Raw genomic sequence first — 21,333 nt, forward strand, 5'->3', positions numbered from 1 at the left:
CGTGCTCTGGGATCAGCACGCCTGCGTCGAGCTCGTCGAGACCGCCGACCTCCGCGATCTGCGGCGCTACCGCGGAGCCGGGGGCGGCTACGTCTCGCTCAACGTCGGCTACGCGCCCCACGCGCCCGCTCTCACGGCATCCCTCCTGCGCTCCTTCCGCGCGCAGGTCGACGCGATCGACGGCGTCGAGCTGGCCGCGACGGTGGCCGACATCGACCGGATCGCGGGCCGGGGCGACACGGCCGTCGCCTTCGACCTCGAGGACTGCGCCCCCCTCGGAGGCGACCTCGACGCCGTCGGCACCCTCGTCGCGCAGGGGGTGCGCACTCTCGGTCCGACCTACAACCACGCCAACCGCGCCGGCGGCGGCTGCCTCGACGCCCGTGACGACGGCCTCACGCCGTGGGGCCGCGACCTCGTCGCCGAGATGAACGCCCGCGGCATGGTGCCCGACGGCTCGCACGTCGGCGCGCGCACGACCCTCGACATGTGCGCGGCCTCGACCCGGCCGGTGGTCTTCAGCCACTCGAACATGCGCGCCGTGTGGGAGCACCCCCGCAACATCACCGACGAGCAGGCGCGCGCGGCGGCGTCCACCGGGGGAGTCGTGGGGATCACCGGCGTCGGCATCTTCCTGGGGCCCAACACCCCCACCCTCGAGGCGATGATCCGCCACCTCGAGTACGCGGTCGAGCTGCTCGGCATCGACCACGTCGGCGTCAGCACCGACTTCTCGTTCGACTGGGAGACCTTCCGCGACGAGATCGTGCGGATGCCGGAGCTCTACGACGCCAGCTACACCCGGTGGGGTCCGATGGAGTGGATGCCGCCCGAGACGTTCGTGGGACTCGGTGCCGCGCTCGCCGCGCGAGGATGGACCGACGTCGACATCGCCGCGGTGCTCGGCGGGAACTTCCGCCGCGTCGCCCTCGAGAGCTGGGAGCCCCTGCCATGACCGAACTCACCGACGGCGCCGTGCTGCGCCGGGCCCGTCCCGGCGACGAGGCCGGCATCCTCGCGTGCATCCAGGCGCTCGCCGACTACGAGAAGGAGCCGGATGCCGTCGACAACACCGTCGACATGCTCACGGCCACGCTCTTCGGCGAGGACCCCCGCGCGTTCGCGTTCGTCGTCGACGGGGAAGACGGCGAGATCCGCGCGATCGCGATCTGGTTCCTCACCTACTCGACGTGGACCGGTCGTCACGGGATCTGGCTCGAAGACCTGTACGTGCACGAGCAGTACCGCTCCCGCGGCTACGGCGTGGCGCTGCTGGCCGCGCTCGCCGCGGAGTGCGTCGAGAAGGGCTATTCGCGCCTGGAGTGGACGGTGCTCGACTGGAACGAGCCCGCGATCGGCTTCTACCGCGCCCTCGGCGCCGAGGCGATGGAGGAGTGGACGACGCGGCGCGTGACGGGCGAGGCGCTGACGGCCCTCGCCGCGCGGGCGTAGCGGGGATTCGACACGGTCCGTCGGGTTTCGGAGCGCGTTCCGCAGATCGGGGCGGGAAAATCAGGTCCCGAGCGCCGGGATCCGCCCCGAAACCGGGTCCGGGTCAGCGCGCGAGGTCGGACAGCACCGCCTCGGCGGTGCGCTGCCCCGACACCAGTGCGCCCTGGATCGACGCGGTGTCGCGGTGATCTCCCGCGAGGTAGCGGCCGTCGTCGAGGCGCACGGGGCGACGCAGCCGCAGGGGCGGGTCTTGGGCGGGGAGCGCGCGGGTGACGTCGTCGCGCCGGAGCAGCTGCCACCCGCGGGTGTCGGCCTGCCACACCTCGCCGAGCTGTCGGCGGATCGCGTCCTCGCCGGCCTCGGAGGGCAGCACGCACGTGGCCTGGATGAGGTGGTGCCCGCGGGGCGCGTACGTGGGCGCGGTGTTCGTCATGATCGCGGTGTTCACGACGGGACCCCGCCGACGCCCGTCCACGCGGAGCGCCGCGTCGGAGCTCGGGGCCTCTCCGGCAGCGAACCACCACGTCTGAAGGCCCCGCGGGCGGGGGAGCGGAACGCCGAGAGCGGGGTCGAGCCCCGTCGCCACGATGACCGAGCGTGCGGTCACGGCATCCTGCCCGTCGATCCCGACGTGCCAGCCGTGCGTGCGCCGACGGGTCGACACCACGCGATGACCGAGACGGATGCCGACACCCGCGCGCCGCGCGCTGTCGGCGAGCTGCGCCGGAAGGGCGCCGATCCCCGCGGCAGGGACGCCCGGACGCCCGAGCGCGAAGCTGCGGACGAGCAGGCGCACGAAGGCGTCGGAGGTCTGCTGTCGGTCGTCGGCGAGCACCCCGGCGAGGAAGGGCTCGAGCACCGCCTCGCGGAGGGGTCCGCGCAGGCCGGCGCGGTCCCAGCCCTCATCGAGCGGGAGATCGCGGCCTCGCGTGGCCGCTCGGGCGCTGAGCACCGTCGGCGCGGCCCATCGGATCAGCGCGGCGAGATCCGCGGGACGCACGAGTCCGCTCGTCAGCGTGGCGGGGATCGATCCCGGATGCCGCAGCGGATGCGCCAGCCGCGCGAGGCGATCGTCGAGTCGCACCCCGACCGCGACGGGGAAGAGACGCAGGGCGAGGGCGTCGACGTCGACCCAGCGCCTGACGGCCGGGTACGCCGGGTTGAGCACGTGGAAGCCGAAGTCGAGCCGGAATCCGTCGACGACGTCGGTGCGCTCGCGGCCGCCGACGGCGTCGTTCGCCTCGACCACCACGACATCGCGTCCGGCTTCGGCCAGGCGAGTCGCGGCGCGGAGTCCCGCGAGCCCTGCTCCCACCACGACGACGTCGTACTCGCTCATATCAGCGAGCCTAGGCAGGACGACGCCTCGGACCGCCGGGGTTGCGGGGGCGGGGCTCCTGCCCCGTGAGCGCGCGACGGGCTCGGTCGCTCCGGCGCGGGCGGCGTTCGGAGCGCGGACGCCGGAGATAACGAAGGGCCCGGATGCCGTGGCATCCGGGCCCTTCCCCCCTGTTTACGCGGAGGCTTCCTCGCGCTTGGGCAGCACCCAGCCGGGACGCACGAAGTGGCACGTGTACCCGTTGGGGATGCGGATCAGGTAATCCTGGTGCTCGGGCTCGGCCTCCCAGAAGGGAGCCTCGGGCTCGATCGTGGTGACGACCTTCGCGGGCCAGATGCCCGAGGCGTCGACGTCGGCGATCGTGTCGCGCGCGACCTTCTCCTGCTCGGGCGAGAGCGGGAAGATCGCCGAGCGGTAGCTCGTGCCGATGTCGTTGCCCTGACGGTTCAGGGTCGACGGGTCGTGGATCTGGAAGAAGAACGCCAGGATGTCGCGGTACGACGTCTTCGTGGGATCGAAGACGATCTCCACGGCCTCGGCGTGGCCGGGGTGGTTGCGGTACGTCGCGTGGTCGTTCTGCCCGCCGGTGTAGCCGACGCGCGTGTCGAGCACGCCGGGCTGGCGGCGGATGAGGTCTTCGACGCCCCAGAAGCAGCCGCCCGCGAGGACGGCGGTCTCGGTGCCGGGGCGACGGGTGATCTCGCCGGTGTCGGAAGGTCCGCTGGTCATGCTGGTGCTCCTTTTGCGGTTGCGGAAGGGGAAGAGATTCATGAGGCCCTGCTCTCACGGAACAGGGCGAGGAAAGCGCCGTAGCCCTGCTCCTCGAGCTCGGCGACGGGCACGAAGCGCAGCGCAGCCGAGTTCATGCAGTATCGCAGGCCCCCGGCCTGGCGCGGGCCGTCGTCGAACACGTGACCGAGGTGGCTGTCGGCGCCCGACGAGCGCACCTCGGTGCGCGTCATCCACAGGGTCCGGTCCTTCTTCTCGACGACGGCGGCGTCGTCGATCGGCTTGGTGAAGCTCGGCCAGCCCGAGCCGCTCTCGAACTTGTCGGTCGAGCTGAACAGGGGCTGCCCCGACACGACGTCGACGTAGATGCCGTCCTCGTGGTTGTCCCAGTACTCGTTGCGGAACGGCGGCTCGGTGGCGTCGTCCTGCGTGACGGCGAACTGGCGGTCGGTGAGGCGGCTCAGCGCCTCCGACGTCTTCCGGTACTCCGTGCTCACGGTTCGTGTCCTCTCGTCATGACGACCTGTGGCGGCCGTCATGGAGAGAGAACGTCGAGCGCGTCGGATTTGGTCCCGCGGGGCTGGGAGCGACCTGTGAGTTGCGTGGATCCCGGATGCGGAGACCCGGATGCCGCGGCACGCGGAACGCGCCGGGACACCCGACGGCGTCCCGGCGCGTCCGGGTGCGGCGGCGTCAGGCGCAGCGGCGCCACGCCTCCAGAAGCTCGGATGAGGGGAGCACGAGCCCCAGGTGCAGGGAGATCATCGAGAGTGCGGCTTCTTCGAGGCCGGCATCGGTGCCGCGGACCAGATCACTCGGCACGCTCACGCGATACCCCAGGTTCGACGCGTCGAATGCGGAGTTCAGCACGCAGCAGTCGGCCATGATCCCGTCGAGCACCACCGCGGTGACCCCGAGCTGTCGCAGGAGGAAGTCGAGGTCGGTGGGGTAGAACGCCGAGAGGCGTTTCTTGCCCGAGACGACCTCGTCGCCGGGGAGGACCTCCGTGACGAACTCCGTCCAGCGGGATCCCGCGAGCGCGTGCTCGTCGGCGCCCGGGATCGGGCCGACGTGCTGAGGGAACGTCACGCGCCACGCGCTGCCGCTCGTGCCACCGACGTCGTCGACGCCCGACGCGCGCAGTGTCGAACGCACGTGAAGGACGCGGACGCCGAGCGCGCGGGCCTCGCGATGGAACGCATCGATCCCAGCGACGATCTCCCGGCCGCGCGGGGCGGGGCACGGACAGGCGGGATCGTCGGAGAGGTGTCCCTCGTGCATGTCGATCGACACGATGGCCGTCCGACTCGGATCCAGCCATGCGGCGAACTCCCCGGCGGGGTCGATCTCGCGTTCGGTGCCGTGGACGCGGATGCGAGTCATGCGACGGTCTCCGTCTCGTCGACGGGACGCGTCGTGCGGGCGTCCTGGCGCGCGAGCACGGGGCGGATGCCGTGGTTGATCGCTCCGTGGAGTCCGAGGAGCAGGAACATGCCCATCATCATGGGGCTGGTCACGATGGCGGCGACCGACGGGGGCAGGGTCTCGGTGATCGCGGCGGGGAGGAACTGGCACCCGAGTGCCAGGATGAACGACACGGAGGCGACGACGAGGTTGAGGTCGTCCCACTCGACGCCCGTCAACATCTGCACGCCACTCAGGGCGATGATGCCGAAGAGGATCGTGGCGGCCGTCCCGAGGACCGGGGCGGGGATGCTCGCGAGCAGCTGGGCGACGGGCGGGAGGAAGGCCAGCACGATCGCGATGGCACCGGCGGTCAGAGTGACGAAGCGGCTACCGATGCCCGATACCCGCACGATCCCGGCGTTCTCGGGGTAAGACGTCGTGCCGATGCCTCCGAAGACGGCGCCGAGCACCGTGCCCGCGAACTCCGAGAAGAGACCGCGATTGACGCGCGCGGTGTCCATCTTCTGTCCGCCCCAGCTGCCGATCATCGAGTACATGCCCATCGACTCGGTCCCCGCCTGCAGGAAGGCGACGAGCATCAGGATGACGACGGTGGGCTCGACGCCGAACCCGAACGGCAGCACGCGCGGCGTTCCGAGCACGCCCCCCGCCAGCAGGTCGGGGAACGACCACTGACCGATGACGAGCGCGAACAGCGCGCCGCCGACGATGCCGAGGAAGATCGCGGCGCGCTTGACGACTCCGCGCCCGAGGACGAGGCATCCGATCACGACGAGACCGGTGACGATCGAGACGATCAGCCCCGTGACGCCAAAGCCGGGCGTACCGGCGGTGCCGAACCAGTTCCCGGCGCCGATGCCGGCGAGCTGCGCACCGATGATGAGGAACAGCGTGCCCAGGACGACCGGCGACGAGACGAAGCCGGCGACGTGGCCGAACAAGCCGAAGCGGCGCAGCGGGAGGGCCAGCAGCAGGAAGACGAGACCCGCGACGATCATCGACCCGAACGCGGTGCCGAGGCCGAACGCGGCGCCGGCCGAGATGATCGCCACCATGAAGGCCGCCGTCGGCCCCTGCACGATGGGCAGGCGCAGGATGCGGCTGGACTGCAGGACGGTCACCACCCCGGTCAGCAGGAAGCAGGCCTGGATCATGAGAGCGATGTCGGTGGTCGCGAGGCCCAGGGCCGCGCCGATGATGTGGGGGAACACCCAGATGCCGGTGAGGGCGAGCAGGTGCTGGGTGGCGAAGAGGGCGGTGCGACCGGGCGGCAGTTTCTCTTCGAAACCGACGGCCAGCGTGGAGGTGGCGGAGGTGTGCACGGATACTCCCGGGTCGAGTTGCAGTGTGAGAGTAATTTTTGCAGCACGAGCGTTACGGCTGTGTTTCGACAATGTCGCAATTCATGCACTCACGGTGAAGAGCGGGGAGAATGGGGTCATGACCGACGCGCCCCCGGCCTCCACGCCCTCGGACCTCGGTCATGTCGTGCGCGACGTCGGCGAGCGCGTCCGCGCTCTACGTCAGCGCAACGAGTTCACCCTCAACGACATGAGCGAGCGCACCGGGCTGAGCCTGTCCATGCTCAGTGCCGTTGAGCGAGGCCGCACGACTCCGTCGCTCGGGACCCTGCACGCGCTCGCTGCGGCGCTCGGCGTGCACATCACCGCGCTGTTCGCGCAGTCGGGGGGCGAGGATTCGCCCGTGACCCCGCTGGCGGATCAGATCGTCGACGTCACCGAGGGTGGCATGGTCCGGCGCACCGCCGTGTACCGCGCCGACTACGACCTCGAGGTCTACGTCGACGAGTGGGCGCCGGGGACCGCGCACGCGCGGCGCCCGTCGCAGCATCCGGGGCACGAGTTCGGCGTGGTCCTCGAGGGCACCCTCGAGGTGCAGCTCGGCGACGACCTGTTCCTCGCCGAGTCGGGCGACGTCGCGCAGTTCAGCGCCCGGCGCCCCCACCGCATCGTGAATGCCGGCTCGGGGACCGCGCGCGCGGTCTGGATCAACCTGCGCCGGCTGTGACGCTCCCCGTGTTTCCATCTACAATGGATAAGTTCCGCTGTAGATGAAAGGTTGACGCCGTGCTCCGTCGCTCTCCCTCGGTCGGCGTCCTGTCGCTGTGCGCGGTGATTCTCTTGGGCACGGCGCTGGCCACCATTCCCACGCCGCTGTACCCCGTCTATGTGCGGGAAGCGGGACTGGATGCCGTCGGCATCACGTCGACGTTCGCCGCGTTCGCGGCGGGGGCCGTGGTCGGCCTCGGGGTCGCGCTGCTCGCCGCGGGGCGACTGACGCGTCGACGGGCCTTCACGATCGCCGCCGCCCTGCAGGCGGCGTCGGCGTTCGTGCTCGCCGCTGATCTCGGCATCCCGGGCTTCGCGGCCGGCCGCGTCGTGACGGGAATGGGCGCGGGGCTCCTCGCCGCCTCGGGGACGGCATTCGTCATGGAGCTCGCGCTCGTGCTCCGTCCGCGTTCCGCCCGGGTCGTCCGTGCGGGCGCTCCCGCGCTGGCGTTCGCCGGGCTCGGGCTGGGGCCCCTGATCTCCGCGTCCGCGGCACCGACCGACCTCGCCGGGGTCCGAGCGGTCTTCCTCGCCACCGGCCTCGCGGTGTTCGCGACGCTCATCGTTGCGCTGCTCGTCCTGCCCGTTTCGGCCGGACGCGCGACGGCGGGCGCCACGGCGGGCCGCCGGCCTCCGCTGCCGTGGGCGTCGGGCCTCGGCGCCTTCGGCGCTTTCATGACGACGGGTTTGTTCGGGAGCGTGACCTCGGTGCTGCTGGGCGACCTCGGCATCCACGACGCCCCCCGCTCCGGACTCTTCGCCGCGGCGGTCTTCGTGGCCGGGGCGGCGGGTGTCGTCGCCCTGGCCCCGCGCGTCTCGCTCCCGATCGCGGGCGTCTGGCTGGCGGGCGGTCTCGTCTTCGTCGGCGCCGCGGTCGCGTCGTCGTCGCCGGCGCTCCTCCTCGTGGCCGCGGTCGTCGCGGGATCGGCGGGGGGAGCGCTCTTCGCGAGAAGCCTGCGCGCGGCGGTCGCGGCGGCGCCGGGCCACGTCTTCGCGCAGACGGTGGCCGTGTTCCTGTGCGCGTACGCCGGTTTGGCGATCCCCGTCCTGGGCTTCGGCTTCGTCGCGCGCGCGGTCGGAACCGGTGCGGCCCTGTGGATGTTCTCGGGGGTCGGGGCGGGGATCTGCCTCACGGCGGCGGCGTCGGCGATCGCTGCGTCGCGCGCCTCCCGGATGCAAGCCCCGGGGGATTCGAAAGAACGCTCGCTAGCCTGAACGCTCCCCACCCCAGGAGGTCCGCATGACCCGCACCATCGTCATCACCGGCGCCAGCGACGGCATCGGCGCCGCCTCGGCGAAGCAGCTCGCGCAGCTCGGCGAGGAGGTCGTGGTGGTGGGGCGCAATCCCGAGAAGACCGCGCGCGTCGCCCGCTCGCTCGGGGCGGACTCGTTCGTCGCCGACTTCAGCGATCTGGCGCAGGTGCGCGAGCTCGCGGCATCCCTCCTCGAGAAGTACCCGCGCATCGACGTGCTCGCCAACAACGCCGGCGGCGTGTTCGGCGAGCGCACGCTCACCACGGACGGCTACGAGACGACCTTCCAGGTCAACCACCTCGCGCCGTTCCTGTTGACGAACCTGCTGCTCGAGCGCCTCCTGCAGTCGCAGGCGTCGGTGATTCAGACCTCGAGCGCCGCGGCCAAGCTCTTCCCCCGGTTCGACATTGACGACCTGCAGGGGGCCCGGCGCTACTCGTCGACCGCCGCCTACGGCAACGCGAAGCTCGCGAACGTGCTCTTCACGAAGGAGCTGCACCGCCGGTTCGGAGAGTTCGGACTGTCGGCCGTCGCGTTCCACCCCGGCGTGATCGCCTCGAACTTCGGAGCGTCGAGCGACGGCCCGTGGAAGTTCCTCTACGGCGGCCCGCTCGCGAAGAACCTGATGACCTCGACGTCGGTGGGCGGCGCGCGTCTGACCTGGCTCGCCCTGGGCAAGCCGGGGATCGACTGGGAGCCGGGCGGCTTCTACGCCAACAACAAGCCCGCGAAGACGAACCGCCTCGCCGACGATCCCGTCGTGGCCACTCAGCTGTGGGAGCGCAGCGCGCTGCTGGTCGGCCTCGACGACTGATCAGCGGTTCCGGCTCCGTCCTCGACGGGCTAGCGCACGCCTGCCTCGAGGAGCAAGCGGCCGCCGCGAGGAGCCGGTTTCGGCCACGATGGTGTTCTACGCACGGAGAGTGGGACAGGGGCGAGAACATCGTGGACACGGAACGGACGACCGGCCCTCGGCTCAGTCGGGACGCGATCCTCGACGAGGCCCTGTCGTTGATCGACGAGCGGGGTCTCAACGAGCTGTCGATGCGCCATCTCGGCAAGGCGCTCGGGGTCGAGGCCATGTCGCTCTACCGGTACGTGAACGGCCGGGAGGATCTTCTCGAAGGCGTCGTCGATCGGCTCATGCGGGGTCTCACCGATGCACTGCTCGTGGCGGAAGACAACGGGTGGCAGCGGTATCTCCAGGTCGTCGCCCACGAAGTCCGTCGCGTCGCGATCGAGCATCCGAAGGCGTTCCCCCTCGTCGCCACTCGCCACCCGGCGGCGCCCTGGCTGCGCCCGCCGTTGCGGAGCGTGGAGGTGGTGGAGCACTTCCTCACGGCGATGATCGGTTTCGGCTTCAGCGATGAGCAGGCGGTGAGGACCTACCGTTCGTTCAGCAGCTTCCTCCTCGGAAATCTGCTCCTCGAAGCAGCCGTGCGCGGCGCCGAGACCGCGCCGGTCGAGGAACCGCTCGACGAGGGCGGAGCCGCGATCGGGCAGGGCGATGCGGGAGAGGAGCTCTCGGACGCGCCTCACGTGCGGCGTCTGCGCGGTCTTCTCAGCAGGGACCGCTCCGAGGACGAGTTCGAGGAGTCGCTCGAGGCGCTGCTGGACCGACTGGACCGTCAGCTGTCGCAGTAGCGGCGGGCCCGCCCTCATCCACGGTGCGGATCGGGTGCGTCTTCCGAGCGGGCGGCGGACCCGAGAAGAGCACTCAGGCGCGCGCGGATGACGGATACGGCCTCCGTCCGGCTTCGGCCCGAGTGCGCGTGCTCCGCGAGCTCGATCGCGATCTCGGTCAACAGCGCCGTTCCCAGGAAGAGATCGGCCCCGCCGGCGATGCGCAGATCTTCGTCGGATGCGTGTCCGACTCGCATCATCACCTCGGGAGGTCCGAAGTGGCGCGCCACCTCGGCTCTCTTCTCGGCGCTGACCATCCAGAACGGGCGCTCCATTGCGGCGCAGCGATCGAGGATGTTCGACAAGAGTTCGTGTGCGTCATGCTGAGGCATCCGTCGTCCTTCCCCTCGACGAGTTCGGCGAAGCGGGCTCTCCCGCCGTGCGGCGCCCGCTTGCTCGGTCCCCCTCCCGTGACTTCCCCCGCGGGAAAGGGCAGAGGATCTCGTGCTTCACGGAATCAGCTTACGCTGTAAGTCGACCCGGTCGGGGCGATGTCCGGTCCGCCCGTCCTCGCCGACGGGGACGGGCACCCGCATCCCTCCGCATCGTCACCGGTCGAACCGACGTCCTCGTCTTCCAGCCCGCAGATCCGCGATCTTCGCGTTTCCTATGCATCACCCGCGAACGCCGCATTCTTGGAGCCGTCTGGGGAGCGCTCGGGGACGCTGAGCGCATGACCGCCGCACCCGCTCTCGCCGCCCCGCCCGCCGCCTCCGTGCGCCGCGCTCACCAGCTCGCGCGAACACGGCCGAACACCCGCTCGCTGTGGAACCTCGCCGCGATCGTCGTCATCTGGGCGACGAGCCTCGTCGTGGTGGCCGTGTGGGTCGCCGGCGGCGAGGTGCAGGCGCTCTTCGCGGGAGGCGGAGACACGCTCAACGCCCTCGGTCGCGCCGCGGGCCTGGCATCCGCGAACCTGCTCTTCTACCAGGTGCTGCTGATGGCGCGGGTGCCGCTGTTCGAGCGCGGGTTCGGGCGCGACGGCATCACCCGCATGCACCGCATCGTCGGGTTCTGGTCGTTCGCGCTGTTCACCGCGCACATCGGCCTGCAGATCCTCGGATACGCGGTCTCGGCGGGGATCAACCCGCTCGAGCAGGCGTGGCAGTTCGTGTGGGACTACCCGGGCATGCTGCTGGCGACGGCGGGCACGGGCCTGCTGCTGCTGGTCGTGGTCACCTCGGTGCGCACGGCCCGCAGGCGTCTGCGGTACGAGTCGTGGCACCTGCTGCACCTGTACGGCTACCTCGGCGTCGGTCTCGCGATTCCGCACATGCTGTGGACGGGCGCCGACTTCACCGCCGCGCCGGCCGCCACCGTCTACTGGTGGACGATGTGGGCGGTGACCGCGGCCGCCGTGGTCGTCTTCCGGCTCGGGATGCCGCTGACCCGGTCGCTGCGCCACGGCATCCGGGTGAGCGCGGTCGAGCGCGACGGCGACCGGGGGGTGTCCGTGCGCATGACGGGCCGCCGCCTGTCGGCCCTGAACGCGCGCGGCGGACAGTTCTTCGTGTGGCGCTTCCTCGACGGGGCGGGGTGGACCCGCGGGCACCCCTTCTCTCTCGCCGCCGCGCCCGACGGTCGAGAGCTCGTGATCTCCGCCCGTTTCGTCGGTGACGGCACGCAGCGGCTGGCGGCGATGCGTCCCGGCACGCGCGTGCTGATCGAGGGGCCCTACGGCACCCTCACCGCCGACGAGCGGCGCGGGCGCGAGCTGCTGATGATCGGCGCCGGCGCGGGGGTCGCGCCGCTGATCGCGCTCCTCGAGGAGGCGCGCTGGGCCCCCGGTGAAGCGACGCTGCTCGTGCGCGACCACACGGCCGGCGACGCGCTGCGCGTCGACGCGATCCGTCGTCTCGAGCGCGAGCGAGGCCTGCGTCACGCGGCCCTGCCCGGCCCCCGCGCGGCCACCGCGTCGCCGTGGCTGCCGCAGTCGCATGCCGCCTGGGCGGGACCGGATCTCGTGCGATACGTCGCACCGCGCCCCGACGACACCGACGTGTTCCTGTGCGGGCCCCGCCCCTGGATGGACGCGGTGCGCGCCGACCTCCGCCGGGCCGGGATCTCGTCCGACCGCATCCATCTCGAAGCCTTCACCGTCTGAGGAGGACCCGATGAAGAGAATCGTCTACGCCCTCATGGCCACCGTCACCGGCCTGGTCCTGCTGTTCAGCTACCGCACGTCGGTCGCGCCCGAGGCGGCGAGCGCTCTGTCGGACGTCGCGCCCGTCTCGTCGGGGACGACGGCGGCGGCGCCCGCGCCGGCCCCCTCGTCGACCGCGACGGCGTCGCCGTCCGCATCGGCCTCGTCGGGCTCGTCGGGCTCGGCGGCATCCGGGTCGTCGTCCGGGTCGACCTCCTCCGGCTCGACGGGGCAGACCCCCCCGAGCGGGCTGCGCGACGGGACCTACACCGGCGCGGCCGCGAACACCCGGTACGGACCCGTCCAGGTGCAGATCACCGTGTCGGGCGGGTCGATCACCGACGTGCAGGTCCCCGAGTACCCCTCGTCGAACGGCCGCGACCAGCAGATCAACTCCCGTGCCCTCCCGACGCTGATGGACGAGACCATCCAGGCGCAGAGCGCCCAGGTCGACATGGTCTCGGGTGCCACCTACACCAGCACCGGGTACCGCACCTCGCTGCAGTCCGCCCTCGACCAGGCCCGCTCGTGAGCGCGCCCGCGTTCACGGTGGCGGAGCCCGTGATGGGCACGGTCGCCTCGCTCACCGTCAAGGGCTCGCGCACCTCCGCGGTCGACGACGCGATCGCCTCGGCCTTCGCGCGACTGCGCGACGACGAGCGGGTGTTCTCCACGTACCGCGCCGACTCCGACGTCTCGCGGCTGCGCGACGAGGGTCTCGAGCTCGGCGAGGTCGACCCGCGGGTCGCCGAGGTGGCGGCGCGCTGCCGCGACCTGCGTCTGGCCTCGGCGGGCCGCTTCGACGCCCACTGGCAGGGATGGTTCGACCCCACCGGCTACGTCAAGGGATGGTCGACGGATGCCGCGACCGCGGCGTTCGACGCCCTGCTCGCGGCCGGAGCGATCGAGGCCGTCGGCCTGAACGTCGGCGGTGACATGCGCCTGCGTACGGCGCCCGGCAGCGACCACTCGTGGCGGGTCGGCATCGCCCACCCGGAGCGGACGGGCGCCCTGCTCGCGACCGTCGAGATCGCCGAGGGGGCTGTCGCCACCTCCGGGACGGCCGAGCGCGGCGCGCACCTCGTGGATCCGCGCAACGGCGAGCGCCGGGCCGGTCCGGTCAGCGCGACCGTGATCGCGGACGACCTCGCGACGGCCGACGCGTGGGCCACCGTCGCGGCGGTCGCGGGGGTCGACGACCTCGAGTGGATGACGGGGGTGCCGGTGGCATCAGGGATCGTGTGGGAGCACGGACGCGTCCGGCGCTTCGGCGGCGGTGTCGAGCTGACGCCGTTCCGCGCGGCCCTCGCCGGCTGACGGTCGAGCCCTCTCAGCGCGCGAGCGGCAGGTGCAGGGCGAACACCGTGCCGGCGGAGGAGGTGCGTTCCACCTCGATCCGACCGCCGACGCGGACGGCGGCCTCGCGCACGAGCGCGAGACCGAGCCCGAAGCCGCGGCGCCGCCCCGACTCGGCGCCGCGCGCGAAGCGTTCGAAGATGCGGGGGAGGTCGGCATCCGCGATCCCGCGTCCTTCGTCGCTCACGCGGAGGACGACCGCGTCCTCGCCCCGGCGGGCCGTGACGACGACCTCCGCGCCGGCGGGCGTGTGCCCGATGGCGTTGTCGAGCAGCGCCGTGCACATGCGCACGACGGTGACCGCGGGGACGGCGACGACCGCGTCGTCCAGGTCTCCGACGCGCAGCCGCACCCCGGCCTCGTCCGCGAGGGCGTCGAGCCCCGCGACGGCCGCGCGCGCGCTCTCCGCGATCGAGGCGGTTCCGGTCTGGGCCGCGCCCTCGGCGGTGAGGAGCATGTCGGTGAGCACGTCGTCGAGCACCTGGGCGTCGCGCCGCAGCTGAGCGACGGGGTCGTCGGCTCCCTCGCCGCGCTGCAGGCGCCGCTGGACGATCTGGATGCGACTGGTCAGGGCCGTCAGCGGGGTGCGCAGCTCGTGGCTGGCGTCCGAGACGAAGGTGCGCTGCCGCCGGAGGGCGTCGTCGAGGGGCGCGACCGACCAGCGGGCCGCGGCCCACGCCACGACGCCGAGCACGATCACGCCCGCGAGCCCCAGGCCGAGGACCCACGGCAGCACGTCGTCGAGGTCGACGACGAACCGATCGCCCCCGGGGACGCCCGGGCCGCCGCGGTGACCGCCGCCCTCCTGGCGCGCGCCCGAGACGAGGACGGCGACCAGGATGCCGACACCCCCCGCGATCGCCACCGCGGAGGCCCCCGCCACCAGCGCGCCCACCCGCACCGCCGCGCGACGGACGATGCGGCGGTCGTGCTGCGCGGTGCTCATCGGGCCGCCCCCGCGCGGTAGCCGCGGCCGCGCACGGTCTCGATGACCTCGGTCGCCGTCTTGCGGCGCACGTAGTGCACGTAGGTGTCGACCGTGGTCACGGCCTCGGGGGAGGAGAACACCGCTCCGGCGATCTCCTCGCGCGAGAACACGTGGTCGGGGCTGCGGCTGAGCAGGTCGAGCACCGCGTTCTCGGTCGCCGTGAGCGACACCCGGGAGCCGCTCGGGCCGTAGACCACCCCGGTGTCGGGCAGGTAGGTCCAGTCGGCGACCTCGCGCCGGCGTCCCTCGGCGCGGAAGGCCCGCACCAGCGCGCGCAGGCGCGCGAGCAGTTCGTCGAAGTCGAAGGGCTTGAGCAGGTAGTCGTTCGCGCCGGCGTCCAGACCGTCCACCCGGTCGGCCACGGCGCCGAGGGCGGTCAGCATCAGCACGGGGGTGGTGATGTGCGCGGCGCGCAGGGAGCGGACGATCTCGGCTCCGTCGCAGCCGGGGAAACGCCGGTCCAGCACCACGACGTCGAAGCGCTCGCGCAGCGCGCGTTCGCGCCCCGCAAGACCCTCGGTCTCGTGCGTGACGTCGTAGACCTCGCGAAGCACCTCGAGGGTCATCTCCGCGATCTCGGCGTCGTCCTCGACGTAGAGCAGCCGCGCGCGCGGAGCGGGCGTCGGCGAGGTCACCGCGCGCCGGCCACGGGCGGGTGCACGGTCCACCCGAATCGTTCGAGGGCGGCGTGCAGGCGCCGCGCCTGCGCCCAGGCGACCGCTCCCGAGGCGTCGGAGTAGACGTCGATCGCGAAGGGCGGCGGATCGGCGAATTTGGGGATCTCGACCTCGGCCCAGGCATGCGGGGCGAGCCACACACGCGGGCGCGCGGTTCCGGCATCCTCCACGTTCCCGTCCGCCGCGAAGGCGATGGCGTCGAGAGCGTCGATCTTCGTGATCGGCATGTTCACGACCAGCGTCACGGCGTGCAGCTGCTGCGTCATCACGGTCCTCCCGGCCTTCATCCTGACACGCCTTCGCGGCGGCCGGACCCGGGGACGCCAGAGCGGCCGTCGACGCAAAGCTCGTTCATAGAAACGGGCAGGGACGGCGCAGGGTCGCCCCGTCATCCTGGCCCGACGACACACCCACCGAGAGCCGGGAGGCGACCGTGAGCAGGATCCCCGACACCCAGATGACCCCCGACGGCCCCGCGTACGAGGGGAGACTGCTCGACCGGGCCGACGAGCCCGTCGTCGACCAGGGCGCCCCGTTCGACATCCGCACGCTCGTCTCGCGCCGCGGCATCCTGGGTCTCGTCGTGCTGGGCGCGGGAGCAGCCACCCTCGCCGCGTGCACCCCCGCGGCGACCGGTGCGAGCGCGACGGCCACGCCCACGGCGACCCCGACGACCACACCCACCGCGACCGCGACGCCGACGGCCACGCCGACCGCGAGCACCTCCGCGGCTGCTCTGCCCGCCGGCGAGATTCCCGACGAGACGGCAGGCCCCTACCCGGGTGACGGCTCGAACGGCCCCGACATCCTCGAACAGTCGGGCATCGTGCGCAGCGACCTGCGTTCGAGCCTCGACGGCGGAGCGACGGCGGCGGGAACGCCGATGACGTTGAACCTGACGATCTTCGACGCCGCCAACGGCGACGTGCCGTTCACGGGGGCCGCGGTCTACGTCTGGCACTGCGACACCGAGGGCAACTACTCGATGTACTCCTCCAACATCGAGAACGAGACGTACCTGCGCGGAGTGCAGGTCGTCGGCGACGACGGCGTCGTGTCCTTCACCTCGATCTTCCCCGGCTGCTACGACGGCCGCTGGCCCCACATCCACTTCGAGGTCTACCCGAGCGTGGATGCCATCACCGATGCGTCCAACGCCATCGCCACCTCGCAGGTCGCCCTGCCGAAGGACACCTGCGAGACCGTCTACGCCGATACGAGCCTGTACCCGTCGTCGGCATCGAATCTCTCCCGGGTCTCGCTCGACAGCGACAACGTCTTCGGTGACGACGGGGGAGTGCTCGAGCTCGCCACCACCTCGGGCGACAACGCGAACGGCTGGACCGTCTCGCTCGGCGTCCGCGTCGACACCACCACCACCCCGACCGCGGGCGCGATGCCCGGCGGTCGCTGATCCGGAAGGACCCCGTCCATGCTGCAGAACCTCACCGGCTGGCACGCCCTCATCGTGCTCGCCGTCATCGTCCTCATCTTCGGTGCCGCGAAGCTGCCCGCGCTCGCCCGCAGCCTCGGCCAGTCGGTGCGCATTCTGAAGACCGAGGTGAGCGATTCCCGCGCCGACGACCCCGCCGCTCCAGCCGATCGTTCCGACGAGCGCGCTCCGCTGACGACGGCCCTGCCCGTCGCCTCCCCGCCGAGCACGACATGACCACCGCCACCGCTCTCGCCACCGCGCCCACCGCCGCGCCCGCTCGCCCCGCGGACGCCCCCGCCCCGGACGCGCTCGCGCCCGACGAGAGCGCACGGATCCCCCTCGCGACGTAGCCTCGAGACATGCCTTCGCCCCGCGCCCAGCTCGACCTCCTCCTCGCGCGGGGCCCCGGAGACATCTCCCCGGCCCTGCGTGCGCTGCCCGTCGACGGCGACGCCCGCGCGGCCGCGGTCCTCATCCTGTTCGGCGTGCTCGACGGCATCCCGAGCACGAGACGCGCGACCCACGTGCCGAGCGACCTCGACGTGCTGCTGCTCGCCCGCGCGAGCACCCTGCGCGCTCACCCCGGGCAGGTCGCCTTCCCCGGCGGTCGCGTCGATCGCGGCGACGACGACGCCGTCGCCGCGGCGCTGCGCGAGGCGCGCGAGGAGACCGGACTCGACCCCGACGGCGTCGACGTCCTGGGGACGCTGCCGGCGGTTCCGCTGGCCTTCTCGCGTCATGAGGTGACCCCCGTGCTCGGCTGGTGGACGCGTCCGACGCCCGTGCGGGCGGTGGATCGCGCCGAGTCCGCCGCGGTGTTCCGCGCCCCCGTCGCCGACCTGCTCGATCCCGCTCGGCGCGGGTCGACGGTGGTGCGCCGCGAGGGGCGAGAGTGGCGCGGACCGGCCTTCCTGCTCGAGACCGCCGGCGGGCCGCAGACCGTCTGGGGCTTCACGGCGATGCTGCTCGACGGTCTGTTCGACCGTCTCGGGTGGACCGAGCCCTGGGACCACGCGCGCGAGATCCCCCTCCCGGTCCCGCCGTCGGCCGACCGCGTCTAGCGCGCCGGGCGGTCTTCGTCATCCGCTCCGCGGACGGGCCCGATGCTCGCTACCGTGGGTTCCGTGACTGCGCCTATCGACCCCACTTCCACCGCCGCCTGGTCCCGTCTGAGCGCTCTGCGCGACGGATTCCAGCCCGATCTGCGCGGCTGGTTCGCCGCCGCCGACGACCGCGCCCGCACCCTGTCGCGCGAGATGGGCGACCTGCACGTCGACCTGTCGAAGAACCTCGTCACCACCGAGGTGCTCGACGCCCTCCTCGCGCTGGCCGACGAGACCGGGGTGCAGAAGCGCTTCGCCGACATGCTGCGCGGTGCCCACCTGAACACCAGCGAGGACCGTGCGGTCCTGCACACGGCCCTTCGTCGCCCGGCCGGGGCCGAGCCCGCCCTCGTCGTCGACGAACAGCAGGTCGACCACGACGTGCACGAGGTTCTCGACCGCCTCAGCGCCTTCGCCGACCGCGTCCGCGCGGGCGAGTGGCGCGGCGTGACGGGCAAGAAGGTCACGCACGTGGTCAACATCGGCATCGGCGGCAGCGACCTCGGTCCCGTCATGGTCTACGAAGCTCTGCTGCCGTACGCCGACGCGGGCATCCACGCGCGCTTCGTCTCGAACATCGACCCGACCGACATCGCCCAGAAGACCGCCGACCTCGACCCCGAGACGACGCTGTTCATCGTGGCCTCGAAGACGTTCACGACGCTCGAGACCCTCACCAACGCGCGCCTCGCGCGCGATTGGCTGTGGGAGAAGCTGGGCGCCGCCGGCGTGCTCGACGACTCCGACGACGCCCGCACCGAGGCCGTGGCCCACCACTTCGTCGCGGTGTCCACGGCCCTCGACAAGGTCGCGGCCTTCGGCATCGACCCCGAGAACGCCTTCGGGTTCTGGGACTGGGTGGGCGGGCGGTACTCCGTCGACTCCGCGATCGGCCTCTCGCTCGCGATCGCGCTCGGTCCCGACACGTTCCGTGAGCTCCTCGCGGGCTTCCACCTCGTCGACGAGCACGTCGCGAACACGCCCCTCGCCGAGAACGTGCCCGTCCTGATGGGCCTGCTCAACGTCTGGTACACGAACTTCCTCGGCGCGCAGTCGCACGCCGTGCTGCCGTACGCGCAGCAGCTGCACCGCTTCGCGGCGTACCTCCAGCAGCTCACCATGGAGTCCAACGGCAAGTCGGTGCGCTGGGACGGCTCGCCGGTCACCACCGACACGGGCGAGGTGTTCTGGGGCGAGCCGGGCACCAACGGCCAGCACGCCTTCTACCAGCTCATCCACCAGGGCACCCGCCTCATCCCCGCCGACTTCATCGCCTTCGTCAACCCGGCGTACCCCCTCGCCGACGACGGACGCGACGTGCACGGGCTGTTCTTGGCGAACTTCCTCGCGCAGACGAAGGCGTTGGCCTTCGGCAAGACGGCGGAAGAGGTCGAGGCCGAGGGCACGACGGGCGCCCTCGTCGCGGCGCGCACCTTCCCGGGCAACCGTCCCACCACGTCGATCTTCGCGCCCGCGTTGACGCCCTCGGTGCTGGGCCAGCTGATCGCGCTGTACGAGCACATCGTGTTCACGCAGGGCACGATCTGGGGTATCAACTCGTTCGACCAGTGGGGAGTCGAGCTCGGCAAGCAGCTCGCCCTGCAGATCGCCCCGGCGCTCGAGGGCGACGACGAGGCGCTGGCCGCGCAGGACGCGTCGACGCGCTCGCTGCTCGACTTCTACCGCGCTCACCGCAGCTGACGCCGGGCGCACTCGGTCGGAGCGGGTCGTTCCGGAAGGTTTTCTCACGACTTTCCGGGGCGACTCGCTCGGCGTCTCCCGGGCGTCCGCGCCCCGCGTCGCGCGACCGGGGTGGAGGTGATTCGCGGATGCCGGGATAATTCCCGGTCAGGAGGCCTAAATGCTTCGCCGCCATGTGCCCTGCCCGCGTCCCGTCACCGCCCTTGATCAAACGACGCCTCGAACGGCCGAGAAAAGCCGCGCTCCCACGAAGCATCCAGGTAACGAAGAGATAACGCTCAGAAGCGGCCCCCACACTCGGGGACTTGTGTCGACCCGACGGCACGAGACCGCGCTCGATCCCGACGAGCGCGCCCCCGACGAAAGTTCTCTTCTTGCTGCGTTCCGATCTCAAACTCGTCCACGTCAACCGCGCCCGCCGCACCCTCGTCACCGCCGCCACCTGCGCGGGCCTGGCGCTGGGTCTGGTGGCGACCACGGGGCTGGCGATCGCCGCCCCGGTGTCGTTGCCCGACGCCTCGGCCGCGTCGTTCGCGGCTCCCGGCACGGCGCTGCCGGTCTCGTCCGCGCCGACCCTCGACGCCGTGACCACGGGAGCCGACGACGCGCTCGGTGAGGCGCAGTCCGCCCTCTCGAACGCGAACGAGGTCCAGGCCGACGTCGCCACCACGGGTCTGCCGCTGTCGATCGGCGACGCCTCGATCGACACCGCCGCGCTGACCGACGCCGTCGACCGCCTCGACTCCCGCGACCTCCTGCCCGTCCTCCTCGTCCCCGCGCTGAGCCAGAACGCGAAGACCGAGGCCGACCGCGTGAGTGCACGCGTGGCGGAGGTGCGCTCGAGCCTCGATCAGGCCAAGGCCGAGAAGGCCGCCGCCGACGCGGCCGCCGAGGCGCAGCGCCAGGCCGAGGCCGCCGCCGCCGCCGAGGCGCAGCGCCAGCAGGAGGCCGCCGAAGCCCTCGCCCGCGTGAACACCCCGGACGGCGCGAAGGCCTACGCCGCGCAGCTGGCCGCGGAGAAGTACGGCTGGGGGAGCGACCAGTTCTCGTGCCTGTCGTCGCTGTGGACCAAGGAGTCGGGCTGGAACTACCAGGCCTACAACAACGACGGCGGGGCCACGGGCATCCCGCAGGCCCTGCCCGGGAGCAAGATGGCGACCTTCGGCGCCGACTGGCAGACCAACGCGGCGACGCAGATCGCGTGGGGGCTCGACTACATCTCCCGCGGATACGGCACGCCGTGCAGCGCCTGGGGTCACTCGCAGGCCGTCAACTGGTACTGAGAATTCCCTCGACGATCGCCCCGCGGCATCCTCAGCGATATATCGTTATGTATCGCTGACTCAGATCGGGTCCGCGCGAAGGAGGTCGTCATGAGTGGTTCATTCCTGGGAGACGCGTTCGGCGGACGCGGCGGCAACAACACCCCCGGCTGGCCGATGTCCAACATCCTCGAGGGGCTGGAGCAGCTGCGCACGCAGTTCGAGCAGAAGGCGGGCTCGTCGCCGCGCATGAACAAGGGCGACGTGCGTTCCGCCGTGCTGTCGCTGCTGCTCGAGCAGCCGATGCACGGCTACCAGATCATCCGCGAGATCGAGGACCGCAGCGGCGGATCGTGGAAGCCGAGCCCCGGTTCGGTCTACCCGACCCTGCAGCTGCTCACCGACGAGGGCCTCGTGCAGTCCGAGGAGTCGAACGGGCGCAAGACCTACTCGCTCACCCCCGAGGGCCGTGCGGCCGCGGGAGACGAGACGACCGAGCGCACCGCGCCCTGGGAGTCCGCCACCTCGCGCGACAGCGGCCGCATGACGGCCCTGCCGAAGGCGGGCGTCGAGCTCGCCCAGGCCGCGGCCCAGGTCGCGCGCACGGGCGACAAGGAGCAGGTCGCGCAAGCCGTCGAGATCCTCGACGAGGCGCGCCGTAAGCTCTACTCCATCCTCGCCCAGGGCTGAGGTTTGCCAGAGCTCGACGCGTGC

Annotated in this window: 24 protein-coding genes; 15 read left to right on the forward strand and 9 right to left on the reverse strand. The window is 71.9% G+C overall.

Annotated features, from left to right (window positions below; translation table 11 throughout):
- Position 1 precedes the first annotated feature (1 nt).
- On the forward strand, positions 2–955 hold the full coding sequence (locus AB1K56_RS06840; protein WP_371205031.1) for a dipeptidase: 954 nt from the start codon (positions 2–4) through the stop codon (positions 953–955).
- Positions 952–1,452 (forward strand): N-acetyltransferase family protein, encoded by a 501-nt coding sequence (locus tag AB1K56_RS06845; protein WP_371205032.1) that lies wholly within the window; start codon positions 952–954, stop codon positions 1,450–1,452. The genes AB1K56_RS06840 and AB1K56_RS06845 overlap by 4 nt, the downstream gene beginning before the upstream one ends.
- Before the next feature lie 103 nt (positions 1,453–1,555).
- On the opposite strand, the gene AB1K56_RS06850 is transcribed toward AB1K56_RS06845, so the two are convergent.
- From AB1K56_RS06850 to AB1K56_RS06870, 5 genes are all read right to left on the reverse strand, one after another.
- Entirely contained in the window at positions 1,556–2,791 is a 1,236-nt protein-coding gene (locus tag AB1K56_RS06850; protein ID WP_371205033.1) for an NAD(P)/FAD-dependent oxidoreductase, read from the reverse strand.
- A gap of 174 nt (positions 2,792–2,965) precedes the next feature.
- Positions 2,966–3,520, reverse strand: coding sequence for a peptide-methionine (S)-S-oxide reductase MsrA (msrA, locus tag AB1K56_RS06855; protein WP_264630581.1), 555 nt, complete (start codon positions 3,518–3,520; stop codon positions 2,966–2,968).
- Positions 3,521–3,558: 38 nt separating this feature from the next.
- Positions 3,559–4,017 (reverse strand): peptide-methionine (R)-S-oxide reductase MsrB, encoded by a 459-nt coding sequence (gene msrB / locus AB1K56_RS06860; RefSeq protein WP_295779882.1) that lies wholly within the window; start codon positions 4,015–4,017, stop codon positions 3,559–3,561.
- A gap of 196 nt (positions 4,018–4,213) precedes the next feature.
- Complete coding sequence (locus tag AB1K56_RS06865) at positions 4,214–4,903, reverse strand: isochorismatase family cysteine hydrolase (protein ID WP_371205034.1); 690 nt, start codon at positions 4,901–4,903, stop codon at positions 4,214–4,216.
- A complete protein-coding gene (locus AB1K56_RS06870) occupies positions 4,900–6,270 on the reverse strand; it encodes a uracil-xanthine permease family protein (RefSeq protein ID WP_371205035.1) in 1,371 nt (456 codons plus the stop codon). Before AB1K56_RS06870 ends, AB1K56_RS06865 begins: the two co-directional genes overlap by 4 nt.
- Before the next feature lie 118 nt (positions 6,271–6,388).
- Here AB1K56_RS06870 and AB1K56_RS06875 point away from each other — a divergent pair, with 118 nt between their 5' ends.
- The 4 genes from AB1K56_RS06875 to AB1K56_RS06890 all read left to right on the forward strand — a co-directional run bounded on the left by AB1K56_RS06875 (position 6,389) and on the right by AB1K56_RS06890 (position 9,915).
- Positions 6,389–6,976: a helix-turn-helix domain-containing protein gene (locus tag AB1K56_RS06875; RefSeq protein WP_371205036.1), complete on the forward strand. Its 588-nt coding sequence runs from the start codon at positions 6,389–6,391 to the stop codon at positions 6,974–6,976.
- 59 nt (positions 6,977–7,035) lie between these two features.
- Positions 7,036–8,232, forward strand: a complete 1,197-nt coding sequence (locus AB1K56_RS06880) for a hypothetical protein (RefSeq protein WP_371205037.1) — start codon at positions 7,036–7,038, stop codon at positions 8,230–8,232.
- Between the two features lie 25 nt (positions 8,233–8,257).
- Positions 8,258–9,085: an SDR family NAD(P)-dependent oxidoreductase gene (locus tag AB1K56_RS06885; protein WP_136587679.1), complete on the forward strand. Its 828-nt coding sequence runs from the start codon at positions 8,258–8,260 to the stop codon at positions 9,083–9,085.
- 131 nt (positions 9,086–9,216) lie between these two features.
- Positions 9,217–9,915 (forward strand): TetR/AcrR family transcriptional regulator C-terminal domain-containing protein, encoded by a 699-nt coding sequence (locus tag AB1K56_RS06890; RefSeq protein WP_371205038.1) that lies wholly within the window; start codon positions 9,217–9,219, stop codon positions 9,913–9,915.
- A gap of 14 nt (positions 9,916–9,929) precedes the next feature.
- On the opposite strand, the gene AB1K56_RS06895 is transcribed toward AB1K56_RS06890, so the two are convergent.
- Entirely contained in the window at positions 9,930–10,286 is a 357-nt protein-coding gene (locus tag AB1K56_RS06895; RefSeq protein WP_371205039.1) for a hypothetical protein, read from the reverse strand.
- A 341-nt stretch (positions 10,287–10,627) separates the two neighbouring features.
- On the opposite strand from AB1K56_RS06895, the gene AB1K56_RS06900 reads away from it, so the two are divergent.
- Genes AB1K56_RS06900 through AB1K56_RS06910 form a run of 3 tightly spaced genes read left to right on the forward strand, consistent with a single transcriptional unit; the run spans position 10,628 to position 13,414 of the window.
- A complete protein-coding gene (locus AB1K56_RS06900; protein ID WP_371205040.1) occupies positions 10,628–12,058 on the forward strand; it encodes a ferric reductase-like transmembrane domain-containing protein in 1,431 nt (476 codons plus the stop codon).
- A gap of 10 nt (positions 12,059–12,068) precedes the next feature.
- Positions 12,069–12,629 (forward strand): FMN-binding protein, encoded by a 561-nt coding sequence (locus tag AB1K56_RS06905; protein WP_371205041.1) that lies wholly within the window; start codon positions 12,069–12,071, stop codon positions 12,627–12,629.
- Complete coding sequence (locus tag AB1K56_RS06910; RefSeq protein ID WP_371205042.1) at positions 12,626–13,414, forward strand: FAD:protein FMN transferase; 789 nt, start codon at positions 12,626–12,628, stop codon at positions 13,412–13,414. Before AB1K56_RS06905 ends, AB1K56_RS06910 begins: the two co-directional genes overlap by 4 nt.
- A gap of 13 nt (positions 13,415–13,427) precedes the next feature.
- Here AB1K56_RS06910 and AB1K56_RS06915 read toward each other — a convergent pair whose 3' ends face one another.
- The 3 genes from AB1K56_RS06915 to AB1K56_RS06925 are packed head-to-tail and all read right to left on the reverse strand — an operon-like array spanning position 13,428 to position 15,384.
- A complete protein-coding gene (locus tag AB1K56_RS06915) occupies positions 13,428–14,399 on the reverse strand; it encodes a sensor histidine kinase (protein ID WP_371205043.1) in 972 nt (323 codons plus the stop codon).
- On the reverse strand, positions 14,396–15,109 hold the full coding sequence (locus tag AB1K56_RS06920) for a response regulator transcription factor (protein WP_371205044.1): 714 nt from the start codon (positions 15,107–15,109) through the stop codon (positions 14,396–14,398). The genes AB1K56_RS06915 and AB1K56_RS06920 overlap by 4 nt, the downstream gene beginning before the upstream one ends.
- Positions 15,073–15,384, reverse strand: coding sequence for a hypothetical protein (locus AB1K56_RS06925; RefSeq protein ID WP_264630589.1), 312 nt, complete (start codon positions 15,382–15,384; stop codon positions 15,073–15,075). The genes AB1K56_RS06920 and AB1K56_RS06925 overlap by 37 nt, the downstream gene beginning before the upstream one ends.
- Before the next feature lie 167 nt (positions 15,385–15,551).
- On the opposite strand from AB1K56_RS06925, the gene AB1K56_RS06930 reads away from it, so the two are divergent.
- From AB1K56_RS06930 to AB1K56_RS06955, 6 genes are all read left to right on the forward strand, one after another.
- Positions 15,552–16,532 (forward strand): 3,4-dioxygenase subunit beta, encoded by a 981-nt coding sequence (locus AB1K56_RS06930; protein WP_371205045.1) that lies wholly within the window; start codon positions 15,552–15,554, stop codon positions 16,530–16,532.
- 18 nt (positions 16,533–16,550) lie between these two features.
- Positions 16,551–16,787, forward strand: a complete 237-nt coding sequence (gene tatA / locus AB1K56_RS06935) for a twin-arginine translocase TatA/TatE family subunit (RefSeq protein ID WP_371205046.1) — start codon at positions 16,551–16,553, stop codon at positions 16,785–16,787.
- Positions 16,788–16,912: 125 nt separating this feature from the next.
- The gene (locus AB1K56_RS06940) at positions 16,913–17,614 is read left to right on the forward strand and encodes a CoA pyrophosphatase (RefSeq protein ID WP_371205047.1); all 702 of its coding nucleotides are present in this window, start codon (positions 16,913–16,915) and stop codon (positions 17,612–17,614) included.
- A 42-nt stretch (positions 17,615–17,656) separates the two neighbouring features.
- Positions 17,657–19,357, forward strand: coding sequence for a glucose-6-phosphate isomerase (gene pgi, locus AB1K56_RS06945; protein WP_371205048.1), 1,701 nt, complete (start codon positions 17,657–17,659; stop codon positions 19,355–19,357).
- 374 nt (positions 19,358–19,731) lie between these two features.
- A complete protein-coding gene (locus AB1K56_RS06950) occupies positions 19,732–20,640 on the forward strand; it encodes a phospholipase (protein WP_371205049.1) in 909 nt (302 codons plus the stop codon).
- 90 nt (positions 20,641–20,730) lie between these two features.
- Complete coding sequence (locus tag AB1K56_RS06955) at positions 20,731–21,309, forward strand: PadR family transcriptional regulator (RefSeq protein WP_136587667.1); 579 nt, start codon at positions 20,731–20,733, stop codon at positions 21,307–21,309.
- The last annotated feature ends 24 nt before the right edge of the window (positions 21,310–21,333 follow it).

The sequence above is a fragment of the Microbacterium sp. BWR-S6Y genome, from assembly GCF_041379845.1.
In the GTDB taxonomy this organism is placed as follows: domain Bacteria; phylum Actinomycetota; class Actinomycetes; order Actinomycetales; family Microbacteriaceae; genus Microbacterium; species Microbacterium hydrothermale.

Coding starts and splice junctions, on each gene's coding strand:
- AB1K56_RS06940 (WP_371205047.1), top strand. CDS start 16,913: ATGCCTTCGCCCCGCGCCCAGCTCGACCTCCTCCTCGCGCGGGGCCCC.
- AB1K56_RS06875 (WP_371205036.1), top strand. CDS start 6,389: ATGACCGACGCGCCCCCGGCCTCCACGCCCTCGGACCTCGGTCATGTC.
- AB1K56_RS06955 (WP_136587667.1), top strand. CDS start 20,731: ATGAGTGGTTCATTCCTGGGAGACGCGTTCGGCGGACGCGGCGGCAAC.
- AB1K56_RS06845 (WP_371205032.1), top strand. CDS start 952: ATGACCGAACTCACCGACGGCGCCGTGCTGCGCCGGGCCCGTCCCGGC.
- AB1K56_RS06925 (WP_264630589.1), bottom strand. CDS start 15,384: ATGACGCAGCAGCTGCACGCCGTGACGCTGGTCGTGAACATGCCGATC.
- AB1K56_RS06895 (WP_371205039.1), bottom strand. CDS start 10,286: ATGCCTCAGCATGACGCACACGAACTCTTGTCGAACATCCTCGATCGC.
- tatA (WP_371205046.1), top strand. CDS start 16,551: ATGCTGCAGAACCTCACCGGCTGGCACGCCCTCATCGTGCTCGCCGTC.
- AB1K56_RS06850 (WP_371205033.1), bottom strand. CDS start 2,791: ATGAGCGAGTACGACGTCGTCGTGGTGGGAGCAGGGCTCGCGGGACTC.
- AB1K56_RS06865 (WP_371205034.1), bottom strand. CDS start 4,903: ATGACTCGCATCCGCGTCCACGGCACCGAACGCGAGATCGACCCCGCC.
- AB1K56_RS06900 (WP_371205040.1), top strand. CDS start 10,628: ATGACCGCCGCACCCGCTCTCGCCGCCCCGCCCGCCGCCTCCGTGCGC.
- AB1K56_RS06915 (WP_371205043.1), bottom strand. CDS start 14,399: ATGAGCACCGCGCAGCACGACCGCCGCATCGTCCGTCGCGCGGCGGTG.
- pgi (WP_371205048.1), top strand. CDS start 17,657: ATGCTCGCTACCGTGGGTTCCGTGACTGCGCCTATCGACCCCACTTCC.
- msrA (WP_264630581.1), bottom strand. CDS start 3,520: ATGACCAGCGGACCTTCCGACACCGGCGAGATCACCCGTCGCCCCGGC.
- AB1K56_RS06905 (WP_371205041.1), top strand. CDS start 12,069: ATGAAGAGAATCGTCTACGCCCTCATGGCCACCGTCACCGGCCTGGTC.
- AB1K56_RS06885 (WP_136587679.1), top strand. CDS start 8,258: ATGACCCGCACCATCGTCATCACCGGCGCCAGCGACGGCATCGGCGCC.